A 12651-nucleotide genomic window follows, 5' to 3' on the forward strand; every position below is an offset into this window, starting at 1 on the left:
CACCGACCCCTTCCGCCTTTGGAAGGGCCAGGGCCGAGGAGGCCGCCATGTCCCACGAGTCCGTGCCGGAGACCCGCCGACAGACCGGACAGACCGGACAGGCAGCACACGACCACGCACACCAGGAGTCCGCGGTACCCGCCCAGGGCGGCGGCGCGCCGAAGGGCCTGCTCCAGCAGATGGAAGAGCTGATGGCCGCGCTCAACGCCGACCTGTCGCAGCTCGACGCCGACCTCCAGCACTCCGCGGACCGCACTCCCTCCGGCACCACGCTGACTCCGGGCAGCCGCACCCCTGAGAGCGAGCCCCACTCCGACCGGTCGTTCTGACCGTGCGGGTCCCGTCGCGCGCGACGGGACCCCCGACCCGAAGTGCCCCTGCCCGTCATTGGGGCGGCGGCACACACGCAGGCGCACTCAGGCGCAGACGCACGCAGAGGCACGCAGGCGTATGTCAGGCGCAGACCACACGCAGGGGCACGCAGGCGTACCTCAAGCGCACTCAGGCCACTCCCGAGGCGGACCCCCGCTCGCGGACCGTCATCCGGCGCAGGATCGCCCGTACCCGATCGCTCGACTCGTCAGCCGCGTCGATCGACTCTATGCACTGCCAGTACAGGCCCTCGTCGTCCGTCCCGCAGGCCACCCCGACCAGGGCTATCCCCACTTCGCCCAGCAGCTCCTGGAGTCCGAGCAGCGCCTGCCGGACATCCACAACCTCCGTCAACTGCGCCGCGCGCGGCGGATAGTCGGGCGCACGGCCCTCACCGCGCAGCGCTGCCCGGTCGAGGACCCCGCAACCCCTTCCCCCCGCTTCACCCAGCCCCCGTGCCTCCGATCTCAGCTCCGGCGGCCCGGTGACCGCCAGCCAGCTCCCTATTCCCTGCGCGAGTGCCTGGGCCTGCCAGGCCTCGCCCACGATGTCCATCGCCGCCCCGCTCTGTGCCAGCGCGTGCCGGCCGGCTGCGATGAGCCGTACCGCATCCATATGCCGTCCCCCGTCCGCACGACATCCTGCCGTTCTCCCACTACCCAGAGTGAAGGCAACGAGCCAGTAAAGCCAGGGGTATTCGGAAATCTATGGACACAGACATGGTTGTGGACGACGCCATCACTCCGAAGAGTGACGATTTGGTGTCGGAGTACCCGGCACAGGGAAGCGGAGCTCGTTCCTCTCGATCTTCGCCGCGAGCGCGTCCAGCACATCCACCCCTAGGACCTCACAGAACTGCAGCAGATACGCGAGCACATCGGCCACCTCATCGGCCACACGGTGCGCGCTTTCCGGCTTCTCCATGACCTTCGCCGACTGTTCCGGCGTCAGCCACTGGAAGATCTCGACCAGTTCGGACGCCTCCACGCTCAACGCCACGGCCAGGTTCTTGGGCGTGTGGTACGGCTCCCACCCCCGCGCCGCCGCGAACTCGGCGAGCCGCCGCTGCAGCTGCCCGAGCCTCTCCTCCGGCCGCCCCCCGCCCGTGCCGTGCGCGCCTTGCGTGTCGTGCCCGCCTTGCGTGTCGTGCCCGCCCTGCGTGTCGTGCGTACCCGGTGTGCCGTGCGTGTCTGGCTCGTCGCTCATGGACTCAGGTCTACCACCGAGACGCCGGGGAGCCCCCGGGCGGTTCCCGCGGCCTGCTCGCCGACCGCCGCCACCAGCCGGACATGGCCACGTCCGCACGCCAGCAGCGCCAGGCGCAGCAGTTCGGCGGTCTGCGCCCGGTCCAGGTCGCGGTCGAAGCCGTCGGCGAGGACGGTCAGCGCCTGCTGCGCGGACAGCAGTTCGGCGGCCGGGTCCACGGCCAGCACCCCCGGCCCGGTCAGCAGGACGAGCGCCAGCGCGAGGAAGCGGAGCTCGCCCGCGCCCAGCCGGCCGAGTGCGGTGCCGGGCCGGTCGGGGCCGCGGTCGAGCAGTGCGGTGACGGGGCCGTCCGCGAGGGCCCTTACATCCAGCCCGGCCACCGCGCCCGCGCAGCCGGTACGGGCCGCCTGGGCCAGCATCGCGTGGCGGGTGCCGCATTCGTGGCGGGTCCGGCGCAGTACGTCGGCCAGGTTGGCGCAGTCGCCCAGCAGCCGCCCCTCCCCCGGCGGAACGGGCGCGCGCATCCGGTCCGGGCGGGGGTCACAGGGGAACACCGAGCGGAGCGCGACCACCACCTGCTCGGCGGCGGCCAGGACCCGCCGCTGCCCGGGGGTGGCACCCGCCACGCGGAGCGGGAGGAGCGCGGTGCCGAGGCGGTCGTCGGGCAGCGGGGCCCTGGTGACACCGGTGGTGCCACCGGTCAGCCAGGCGGCCTGCACCGAGGGCCGGCCGGGGTCGCGCAGTGCGGTGCTGAGCAGGATCTGGCCGTCCACCGAGAGCCGCTCACCGGCGATGCGCAGCGTGGGCTCCGCCTGCACGGCGAGGTCGAGCCGGACCGGGCCGGCCGGTCCGTCCACCGTGCAGCCGATGCGGAATCCGCGGCGGCGCTCCGTGTCGGGGAGGGCCAGGTCCGGGACCAGGGCCAGGGGATCCGGGAACACCTCTTCGAGGGTCCCCCCGGAACCCAGCCCGGCCAGGGCCTCGAAGGCGTACAGGGCCTGGGACTTGCCGCTGCCGCTCGGCCCGGCGAAGAGCGTGACGGGCCCGAGCGCGAAGACCGCGGCCCGGTGCGAAGCGAAGGCCGAGAGCCGCAACTCGGTGACGGCTGGCCGGTGATGCGGGGTCGCTTGCGCGGGCGGAACCGGGGAGCGGGCGCCCTGCGCCGAAAGGACCGCTGGGCGTGCGGCCTGAGCCGGTACGGCAGCCGCCCGAGCGCCGGGCCCGGGGCCGGCAGGCCCGGCGGGAGCCGAAGCCGACACCGGGACGGCTGGGCCCGAAGTGGTTGAAGGGCCAGAAGAGGCCGGAGCGGTTGAAAAGGCCGAAGCTGCTGAAGAGGCTGGAGGGGCTAAAGCGGTTGAAGCGGTTGAAGCGGTTGAAGCGGTTGAAGCTGTTGAAGCTGTTGAAGCTGTTGAAGCTGTTGAAGCTGTTGAAGCTGTTGAAGGGTCGACGCCAGCAAGCGGCACTGCGGCAGGGGCAACGGCCCGAGCGAGCCCGGGGACTGCGTGGGCGTCGGGTAACGCGGGCGCGGCGGTTACGGCCGTGGTGGGGTCCATGAGCCGGACGGTACGGTTCCCCGGGGGTTGTGCGGGGCCGGTGAACCGTTCCGTCGGGGCGACCTTCCTACGATCGGGGGACCGCCGCAGCCGCGATTCCCTCGACCTCGGTCCCGACGGGCGCCAGCAGGAAGACGTTCCGGTCGACCCGGTGCATCCCGCTGCCCAGCCCGAAGACCACGCCGCTGCTGAAGTCCAGGATCCGCTTGGCCACTTCGCTGTCCGCGCCGGTCAGGTCCAGCAGCACCGGGATCTGCGCGATCAGGTACTCGGCCACCTCCCGGGCGTCGGCGAAGATCTGGACCCGGATCACCACGAAGCGCCGCTGCTCCGCCGCGGACGCCCCCGGCGTCGTGGGGATCGTGCGGTGGTCCACCCGGGAGGGCCATTCGTTGCGACTGCGCAGGGGTACCACCTGCGCGAGCCCCTCCCACTGTTCGTCGGTGACGTCGTACCTGCTCACCGGGCCGCCTCGGCCGTGCGCTTCATGTGCATCCCCCCATCCTCTCGCGTTTCACCCGTTCAGCCCAACAACGACACGACCCGGGCGCGGGGCACGCCACACGAAGAGAATCGGATAAGTTAAGTTAGGTTAGGCATACCTAAGTAACTCAACTCGGGATGATGGAGAGATCCGCATGCGCATGTCCGGTGCCCCTGACACCCCGGCCGCCACCCGGCCCACCGACGCAGAGCGGGTCCGGTCGGTCCTGGCCGCCGCCCACCCCATGACCGTGGTCACCGACGGGCTGCGCAGCGAGGTCCGCCACCTCGACGGCACGGACCCGCTGAGCCGCCTGCACCTGCATCCCGCCGAGCCCGGCGGCGACGCCGAGCACAGGCCCGCGATCCGGCTGGAGTTCACCGACGTCGCCCCGACGCCCGTACGCGACCGGGTGCGCGCACGCGTCACGATGCTGGGCCGGCTGCTCACTCCTTACCACGACGACGGCGACACCACCGGCTCCGCCTGCGTGGAGTTCGGGCACGCCGTACTGGAGACGGCGGACGGCCGCTCCTACGTCGGCCTCGAGGAGCTGGACGCCGCCCGCCCCGACCCGCTCGCGCCGTACGAGGCCGGCATGCTCACGCACCTCCTCGACGACCACGCCGATCTGGTCACCCTGCTGCTGCGCCTGGTCCGGCCGCTGCCCGCCACGCCCGTCCTGCGCGCGCTGCCGCTCGCGATGGACCGGTACGGGATCACCCTGCGCCTGGAGGAGCCGCGCGGGCACCGCGACGTGCGGCTGCCGTTCCCGTCGCGGCTGGACTCCGTGGAGCAGTCGGGGGCCCAGATCCAGGCGCTGTTCAGCGCGGCCCGCCGGCGCTCGCACCACAACACCCTGCCGGCCTGAGGAATAGGTTCGCGCGCCGCCCAGTTGGCCACGATCATGAAGGCCATCACGTACAGCTCATACGGAACTTCCGAAATCCTCACGCTCGTTGACGCCCCGGAGCCCAAGGTGGGCCCCGGCGAGGTGCTCGTCCGCGTCAAGGCCGCCGGCGTCAACCCCGTGGACTGGAAGCTCGCCGCCGGATACCTCGAACCGATCCTGGAGGTCCGCTACCCGGTCATACCCGGCTGGGACGTCGCCGGAGTCGTCGAGGCGGTCGGCCCGGACACCTTCGACTACGCCGTCGGAGACGAGGTGTACGGCTACGTGCGCAAGGAGTGGGTCGAGCTCGGCACTTACGCCGAACTGGTCTCCGCCCCGGTCCGCACCCTGGCCCGCAAGCCGCGCGAGCTGACCTTCGAACAGGCGGCCGGCATCCCGCTGGCCGGGCTCACCGCCTACCAGTCCCTCACCCGTGCGGGCCTCAAGGCCGGCGAGACCGTGCTCATCCACTCGGCCGCCGGCGGCACCGGCTCCTTCGGCGTGCAGATCGCGGTCGCCCTCGGCCTGCGGGTCATCGGCACGGCGGGCGCGCACAACCACGACTACCTGCGCTCGCTCGGCGCCGAGCCGGTCCTCTACGGGGAGGGGCTGGCGGACCGGGTCCGCGAGCTGGCGCCCGAAGGCGTGGACGCGGGCCTCGACTTCTACGGAGACGGCGTCATCGAGACCCTCCAGTCGCTGGTCAAGCAGCGTGACCGGGTGGTCTCCATCGCCGACTACACCGCCGCCGAGCAGGGCGCGCACCAGCTGTGGGTGCGCCCCGACACCGCCGACCTGACCTTCCTGGCCGAACTGGCCGACGCGGGCAAGCTCACGGTCAACGTGGAGCACGCGCTGCCGCTCGCCGAGACCGCGAAGGCCTGGGAGCTCAGCGCCGCGGGCCGCACCCGCGGCAAGATCGTCCTCACCGTCTGACGCCGCCCGCATTTATTGCGGCCGCGGCCGCGCCGCCGGAGCGCCCGGCTCCGGCGGCACAACCCGCACGGGGGATGACCGGTGGCCCGGCCTGGTCCGGCCTGCGAGGGCGAGATCACATCCAGTGGTTATGGTCTCGATTGAGCGACCCCCCTAGCATTCGAGCCATGACGGTCCTGCCTGACGACGGGCTCTCCCTGGCCGCCGAGTTCCCTGACGCGACACATGAGCAGTGGCAGCGCCTGGTTGAAGGCGTACTGCGCAAGTCGGGCAAGGAAGTATCCGGCGAGGCAGCTGAAGAAGCGTTGTCCACCCAGCTAGAGGACGGGCTCACCACCCGCCCCCTCTACACCGCGCCCGAAAACGCCGCCGACACCGGTTTCCCCGGCTTCGCCCCCTTTGTGCGCGGCGGCCAGCCGGAGGGCACCACCGCCGCCGGCTGGGACGTGCGCCAGCGGATCGCGGGCACGGATCCGGTACGGCTGAACGAGGCGGTACTCGCCGACCTGGAGAACGGGACCACCTCGCTGTGGCTCACCGTCGGCCAGGACGGCATCCCGGCCGACGGCCTCGCCCGCGCCCTGGACGGTGTCTACCTCGACCTGGCGCCCGTCTCCCTCGACGCCGGGGCCGGATACGCCGAGGCCGCCCGGGCCCTGCTGAGCCTGTACACGGAGCGCGGGGTGGCCCCGGAGGCCGCCCGCGCCTGCCTCGGCGCCGACCCGCTGGGCCACGAGGCCCGTACCGGCACCGCCCTGGACCTCGCCGAAGCCGCCGCCCTCGCCCGGGAGACCGCCGCCGGCTGGCCCGGCGTACGCGCCCTGACCGTGGACGCGCTGCCGTACCACGAGGCGGGCGGCTCGGCCGCCGAGGAACTGGGGCTGTCCCTCGCCACCGGTGTCGCGTACCTGCGCGCACTTAACCAGGAGGGCTTGAGCACCGAAGCGGCCCTCGGTCAGCTGGAGTTCCGCTACGGCGCCACCGCCGACCAGTTCCTCACCATCGCGAAGTTCCGTGCCGCGCGCCGCCTCTGGGCCCGCGTCGCCGAGGCGTGCGGGGCCACCGAGGCCGGCGCGCAGCGCCAGCACGCCGTGACCTCGCCGGTGATGATGACCCGGCGCGACCCGTGGGTGAACATGCTGCGCACCACCGTGGCCTGCATGGCGGCGGGCGTGGGCGGCGCGGACTCCGTCACCGTGCTCCCCTTCGACAACGAGCTGGGGCTGCCGGACGCCTTCGCGCGCCGGATCTCCCGCAACACCTCCACCATCCTCCTGGAGGAGTCGCACCTGGCCCGGGTGATCGACCCGGCCGGCGGCTCGTACTACGTTGAGCAGCTGACCGACGAACTCGCGCACGCGGCCTGGGAGTTCTTCCAGACCATCGAGAAGGCGGGCGGCCAGCCCGCCGCGCTGCGCTCCGGGCTGGTCGCCGACCGTCTCGCGGCCACCTGGGCCGAGCGTTCCAAGAAGCTCGCCAAGCGCCGCGAACCCATCACCGGTGTCAGCGAGTTCCCGCTCCTCGCGGAGAAGCCCCTCGTACGCGAGCCCGCGCCGGCGGGTCCCACGGGCGGACTGCCCCGGGTGCGCCGCGATGAGGCGTACGAGTTGCTGCGCGCCCGCAGCGACGCGCATCTGACGGCGACCGGCGCCCGTCCGAGGATCTTCCTCGCCGCGCTGGGTCCGGCGGCCGCGCACACCGCGCGGGCCACCTTCGCCTCGAACCTCTTCCAGGCGGGCGGTATCGAACCGGTGCACGACCCGGTGTCCGTGGACCCGTCGACGGCCGCCGATGCGTATGCCGCGAGCGGCGCGGACGGCATGGCCGTGCTGTGTTCCAGCGACGCGCTGTACGAGGAGCAGGCCGAGGCGGTGGCCGCGGCCCTGCGCTCGGCGGGCGCGACGACCGTGTTCCTCGCGGGCAAGCCCGGCACGTCGGCCGGCGCCGTGGACGAGTACGTCTTCGCCGGCTGCGACGCGGTCGCCGTGCTGTCCTCCGTACTCGACCGGATGGGAGTCGCGTCTTGAGCGGCACCGGAATCCCCGATTTCTCCGAACTCGCGCTGAACGGCGCCGGCGCCCCGGCCCCGGCGGGGTCCGAGGACCAGTGGCGCGCGGCCGTCAAGGAATCCACCGGCACCGCGGCCGCCGACCTGCTGTGGGAGACCCCGGAGGGCATCGGCGTCAAGCCGCTGTACACCGGGCGGGACCTGGAGGGCCTGGACTTCCTCCGGACCTACCCGGGCGTGGCCCCGTACCTGCGCGGCCCGTACCCGACGATGTACGCCAACCAGCCCTGGACGATCCGGCAGTACGCCGGCTTCTCCACGGCCGAGGAGTCGAACGCCTTCTACCGGCGCAACCTCGCGTCCGGCCAGAAGGGCCTGTCGGTGGCCTTCGACCTGCCGACGCACCGCGGCTACGACAGCGACCACCCTCGGGTGACGGGCGATGTCGGCATGGCGGGCGTGGCGATCGACTCGATCTACGACATGCGGCAGCTGTTCGACGGGATCCCACTGGACAAGATGTCGGTGTCGATGACGATGAACGGCGCGGTACTGCCGGTCCTCGCCCTCTACATCGTGGCGGCGGAGGAGCAGGGCGTCTCCCCCGACAAGCTCGCCGGGACCATCCAGAACGACATCCTCAAAGAGTTCATGGTCCGCAACACCTACATCTACCCGCCCAAGCCGTCGATGCGGATCATCTCCGACATCTTCTCGTTCACCTCGCAGAAGATGCCGCGGTACAACTCGATCTCCATCTCCGGCTACCACATCCAGGAAGCGGGCGCGACGGCCGACCTGGAGCTGGCGTACACGCTCGCGGACGGCGTGGAGTACCTGCGCGCCGGTCAGGCGGTCGGTCTGAACGTGGACGCGTTCGCGCCGCGCCTGTCGTTCTTCTGGGCGATCGGCATGAACTTCTTCATGGAGGTCGCGAAGCTGCGCGCCGCCCGCCTGCTGTGGGCGCGGCTGGTCAAGCAGTTCGACCCGCAGAACGCCAAGTCACTGTCGCTGCGCACGCATTCGCAGACCTCGGGCTGGTCGCTGACGGCGCAGGACGTCTTCAACAACGTCACGCGTACGTGCATCGAGGCGATGGCCGCGACCCAGGGCCACACCCAGTCGCTGCACACCAACGCCCTCGACGAGGCGTTGGCGCTGCCGACGGACTTCTCGGCGCGCATCGCCCGCAACACCCAGCTGCTGCTCCAGCAGGAGTCGGGGACCTGCCGGTCGATCGACCCGTGGGGCGGCAGTGCGTACGTCGAGAAGCTGACGTACGACCTGGCGCGCCGGGCCTGGCAGCACATCGAGGAGGTCGAGGCGGCCGGCGGTATGGCGCAGGCCATCGACGCGGGCATCCCGAAGCTGCGCGTGGAGGAGGCCGCGGCCCGCACGCAGGCGCGGATCGACTCCGGGCGGCAGCCGGTGATCGGCGTGAACAAGTACCGGGTGGAGAACGACGAGCTGATCGACGTCCTGAAGGTCGACAACTCCTCGGTGCGCTCGCAGCAGATCGCCAAGCTGCGGCGGCTGCGCGAGGAGCGCGACGAGGCGGTGACGCAGGACACGCTGCGGGCGCTGACGAACGCCGCCGAGCGCGGTGACGGCAACCTGCTCGCCCTGGCGGTGGACGCGGCGCGCGCCAAGGCGACCGTCGGTGAGATCTCGGACGCACTGGAGAAGGTGTACGGGCGGCACGCGAGCCAGATCCGTACGATCTCGGGTGTGTACCGCACCGAAGCAGGCGAGTCCCCGTCCGTGGAGCGCACCCGTGCGCTGGTCGACCGGTTCGAGGAGGCGGAGGGACGGCGTCCGCGCATCCTGGTCGCGAAGATGGGCCAGGATGGGCACGACCGCGGCCAGAAAGTGATCGCGACGGCGTTCGCCGACCTGGGCTTCGACGTGGACGTCGGCCCGCTGTTCCAGACCCCGGCGGAGGTGGCCCGTCAGGCCGTCGAGGCGGACGTCCACGTGGTGGGCGTGTCGTCGCTGGCGGCCGGTCACCTGACCCTCGTACCGGCGCTGCGCGAGCAGTTGGCGGAGGAGGGGCGCGAGGACATCATGATCGTGGTGGGCGGAGTGATCCCGCCGGCGGATGTGCCGACGCTGCTGGAGATGGGCGCGACGGCGGTGTTCCCGCCGGGCACGGTGATCCCGGACGCGGCGCACGACCTGGTGACGCGGCTGGCCGCGGATCTCGGTCACGAGCTGTAGGCGGCCCGATGCCTCCGAAGATCGACATCGAGGCCTACGCGAAGGGGGTGCTCGACGGGAAGCGCGCGTTCGTCGCGCGTGCGATCACTCTCGTCGAGTCCACCCTGCCCGCTCACCGGGTGCTGGCGCAGCGGCTGTTGACGGAGCTGCTCCCGCACTCGGGGCGCGCCCGCCGGATCGGGATCAGCGGTGTTCCGGGCGTGGGCAAGTCCACGTTCATCGACGCGTTCGGCACGATGCTGACGGCGCTGGGGCACCGGGTGGCGGTGCTGGCGGTGGACCCGTCGTCGACGCGTACGGGGGGTTCCATCCTCGGGGACAAGACCCGGATGGAGCGGCTGTCGGTGGATCCGGCGGCGTTCGTCCGGCCGTCTCCCTCGGCGGGGACGCTGGGCGGGGTCGCCAAGGCCACCCGCGAGTCGATGATCGTGATGGAGGCGGCGGGCTACGGCGTGGTCCTCGTCGAGACGGTCGGCGTCGGGCAGTCGGAGACGACGGTGGCGGGGATGGTCGACTCCTTCCTGCTGCTGTCGCTGGCGCGTACGGGCGACCAGTTGCAGGGCATCAAGAAGGGCGTCCTGGAGCTGGCGGACGTCCTGGCGGTGAACAAGGCGGACGGCCCGCACGAGCGTGACGCGAAGGCGGCGGCGCGCGAACTGTCGGGCGCCCTGCGGCTGATGCACCCGGCGGACGCGGCCTGGACCCCGCCGGTGCTGACGTGCAGTGCGCGGGAGTCCGCGGGCCTGGACGAGGTGTGGAGCCGGCTGGAGCAGCACCGGCGGCTGCTGGAGGCAGGGGGCCGGCTTTCCGCGAAGCGGGCTGCCCAGCAGGTGGAGTGGACCTGGTCGATGGTCCGCGACGAACTCCTGGACCGCCTTCGCGGGAACCCGGCGGTGCGGGACCTTGCGCCGGGCCTCGAAGCCGCGGTCCGTGCGGGCTCTCTGACTCCCACACTGGCGGCGGACCGCCTGCTGACCGCCTTCGGCCAAGCCTGACCTGCCCCCTGCCCCCGTCGGCGTTGCCGCGGGGGGGCAGGCGGTGATCAGGCGGTGATCAGGGCCGGGTCCGTCGAGGACAGGGTCTGGCGGAGGATGCCGGACTGGGTCGACGGGTCGGTGGTGGCCAGGAGGGCGGAGAGGACCGCGATGCGGGCCTGGGGGGCGCGGAGGGTGCCCGTCGGGACGGCACCGGCCGCGACCAGGTCCACGGCGCCGCCGTGCGTGTAGATCTCGGTGACCGGGCCGGCCGTCACCCGGGTGGTCAGGGCGACCAGGACGCCGCCGGCGACGGCGGTCCGCACCGCCGCCACGATCTCCGGCGTCGCGTTGCCCGCCCCGGTGCCCACCAGGACGACGCCCCGCGCGCCCGCCGCCACCGCGGCGTTCAGCATCACCGCGTCGCCGTCCGAGTGGTGCATCACCATGTCCACCCGCGGCGGGATCTCCGGCATCGCCGGCAGGGCGAGCGGCTCCGGACGGTGTGGGCTGCGGAGCATCGCGACCCGGCCGAAGCCGACCTTCCCCAGCAGTTCCTTCGACGGGTCGGCGAACGCGTCCAGGGCCACGGCCTGGGTCTTCACGGTCCCCCGGGCCGCGTGCACGCGCCCCGCGAAGGTGATCAGCACGCCGAGCCCCCGCGTGGTCGCCGCGGTGAGCAGTGCGTCGTAGAGGTTTCCCGGACCGTCCCCGTCGGCGGTGCCCATGGGCAGCTGCGAGCCGGTGAACACGACGGTGCGCGGGTCGTGGTGGTGGAGGTCGACGAGGAAGGCCGACTCTTCGAGGGTGTCGGTGCCGTGCGTGACGACGATGCCGTCCACATCCGGGTCGGCGAGCACCTCGTGCACGGTGCGCAGCAGCGTCAGCTGGTGGGCGGTGGTCAGCCGGGGGCTGTTCACGCTGAACAGGTCCACCACCTCGACGGTGATGCCCTCGGGCAGCGGCGCGGTGGCCATGACCTCGCTGCCGTCGGCGTCGGCTGCAAAGCCGGAGCCCTGCCAGCGGCTGGCTATCGTCCCACCGGTGCTGATGACGACGATGCGTCCCATGGCCACCCTTCCCCTCATCGCCTCGCACAAATTTTCCAGAAGCGGCAATAATAGAAAAATCCAGGCGCAATGTGATTGCCACTTCCAGCAACCGCTTAACACTCGGTGGTGGATAATTGCGTGATGGACGCCATTGACCGGGAAATCTTGCGCGAGCTCCAGCAGGACGGCCGCCTCAGCAATCAGGAGCTGGCCCAGCGCGTGGGACTGACCCCCTCCCCCTGTATGCGCCGGGTGCGCCAGCTCGAACAGGACGGGGTGATCCAGGGCTACCGCGCGGTGATCGATCCGGCGGCGGTGGGCCGCGGGTTCGAGGTGCTGGTCTCGGTCGAGGTGCGTCGCGACCGCGACGCCGTCGAGGCCTTCGAGGCGGCGCTCCAGGACATCCCCGACGTCATCGAGGCGTACCGCCTGTTCGGCAGCCCCGGCTGCATGCTGCGGATCGCCGTCGCGGATCTGCGCGCGTACGAGCGGCTGTGGATCGAGAAGCTGACCGCGCTCTCCGGAGTTACTGAGGTCAACTCGCAGATCATCATGAAGCGCATCAAGGAGCCGACCGGCCTCCCCGTCGACCGCTGAACCGGCCGCTGGACCGGCCGCTGGACCGGCTGCCGACCGGCCGCTGGACCGGCCCCCGAACCGGGCGCCGAACCGGGCGCAAGGGCGGCCGGCTGCGCGCCGTGGACACCCGGCTGCGCACCATCCGGGCAAGGCGTCTCGGCGTACTCCGGCGTCGACGGCAAGCGGCTGTGGACCTGGGCTCCCGAGTCGCGCGGGGCATGGGCCGTGTCCGGCGCCGGGAACCGCGTCTTCCTCGTCAACGGCGGGAAGCTGACGGCCATGCCCACCGTCGCGTGAACCCCGCTCCGGCCGGCCCCCCGTTCCCACCCGGTTCTCCCGTCCCGCTGACCACGGCTTACGACCTTGGGGGCAATGCGG

General features: G+C 72.0%; 12 protein-coding genes. 7 read left to right on the top strand and 5 right to left on the bottom strand.

What is annotated here, in order from left to right; genetic code table 11:
• Positions 1-47: 47 nt before the first annotated feature.
• On the top strand, positions 48-329 hold the full coding sequence (locus J7I97_RS29995) for a hypothetical protein (RefSeq protein ID WP_214941097.1): 282 nt from the start codon (positions 48-50) through the stop codon (positions 327-329).
• A 172-nt stretch (positions 330-501) separates the two neighbouring features.
• Here J7I97_RS29995 and J7I97_RS30000 read toward each other — a convergent pair whose 3' ends face one another.
• The 4 genes from J7I97_RS30000 to J7I97_RS30015 form a co-directional block, all read right to left on the bottom strand.
• Positions 502-987 carry a DUF6099 family protein gene (locus J7I97_RS30000; RefSeq protein WP_214941064.1) on the bottom strand — a complete coding sequence of 162 codons (486 nt, stop codon included), beginning with the start codon at positions 985-987 and terminating at the stop codon, positions 502-504.
• 123 nt (positions 988-1110) lie between these two features.
• The gene (locus J7I97_RS30005) at positions 1111-1443 is read right to left on the bottom strand and encodes a nucleotide pyrophosphohydrolase (protein WP_251059289.1); all 333 of its coding nucleotides are present in this window, start codon (positions 1441-1443) and stop codon (positions 1111-1113) included.
• A gap of 131 nt (positions 1444-1574) precedes the next feature.
• The gene (locus J7I97_RS30010) at positions 1575-2672 is read right to left on the bottom strand and encodes an ATP-binding protein (RefSeq protein WP_374103690.1); all 1098 of its coding nucleotides are present in this window, start codon (positions 2670-2672) and stop codon (positions 1575-1577) included.
• Positions 2673-3198: 526 nt separating this feature from the next.
• Positions 3199-3594 (bottom strand): cell division protein SepF, encoded by a 396-nt coding sequence (locus J7I97_RS30015; RefSeq protein ID WP_214941072.1) that lies wholly within the window; start codon positions 3592-3594, stop codon positions 3199-3201.
• A gap of 175 nt (positions 3595-3769) precedes the next feature.
• Between J7I97_RS30015 and J7I97_RS30020 the strand changes: the two genes are divergently transcribed.
• The 5 genes from J7I97_RS30020 to meaB all read left to right on the top strand — a co-directional run bounded on the left by J7I97_RS30020 (position 3770) and on the right by meaB (position 10663).
• Positions 3770-4486 carry a DUF2470 domain-containing protein gene (locus tag J7I97_RS30020; protein ID WP_214941074.1) on the top strand — a complete coding sequence of 239 codons (717 nt, stop codon included), beginning with the start codon at positions 3770-3772 and terminating at the stop codon, positions 4484-4486.
• Positions 4487-4522: 36 nt separating this feature from the next.
• Positions 4523-5443 (top strand): NADP-dependent oxidoreductase, encoded by a 921-nt coding sequence (locus J7I97_RS30025; protein ID WP_214941077.1) that lies wholly within the window; start codon positions 4523-4525, stop codon positions 5441-5443.
• Between the two features lie 167 nt (positions 5444-5610).
• Positions 5611-7470 carry a methylmalonyl-CoA mutase family protein gene (locus J7I97_RS30030; RefSeq protein ID WP_214941081.1) on the top strand — a complete coding sequence of 620 codons (1860 nt, stop codon included), beginning with the start codon at positions 5611-5613 and terminating at the stop codon, positions 7468-7470.
• On the top strand, positions 7467-9668 hold the full coding sequence (gene scpA / locus J7I97_RS30035) for a methylmalonyl-CoA mutase (RefSeq protein ID WP_214941084.1): 2202 nt from the start codon (positions 7467-7469) through the stop codon (positions 9666-9668). Before J7I97_RS30030 ends, scpA begins: the two co-directional genes overlap by 4 nt.
• A gap of 8 nt (positions 9669-9676) precedes the next feature.
• A complete protein-coding gene (gene meaB, locus J7I97_RS30040) occupies positions 9677-10663 on the top strand; it encodes a methylmalonyl Co-A mutase-associated GTPase MeaB (RefSeq protein ID WP_214941087.1) in 987 nt (328 codons plus the stop codon).
• A gap of 47 nt (positions 10664-10710) precedes the next feature.
• Here the strand turns inward: meaB and J7I97_RS30045 are convergent, their stop codons facing one another.
• The gene (locus J7I97_RS30045) at positions 10711-11712 is read right to left on the bottom strand and encodes an asparaginase (RefSeq protein WP_214941089.1); all 1002 of its coding nucleotides are present in this window, start codon (positions 11710-11712) and stop codon (positions 10711-10713) included.
• A 123-nt stretch (positions 11713-11835) separates the two neighbouring features.
• Between J7I97_RS30045 and J7I97_RS30050 the strand changes: the two genes are divergently transcribed.
• On the top strand, positions 11836-12291 hold the full coding sequence (locus J7I97_RS30050; protein ID WP_214941091.1) for an Lrp/AsnC family transcriptional regulator: 456 nt from the start codon (positions 11836-11838) through the stop codon (positions 12289-12291).
• The last annotated feature ends 360 nt before the right edge of the window (positions 12292-12651 follow it).

Origin of the sequence: Streptomyces sp. ISL-87 (assembly GCF_018614095.1) — a bacterium.
GTDB lineage: Bacteria > Actinomycetota > Actinomycetes > Streptomycetales > Streptomycetaceae > Streptomyces.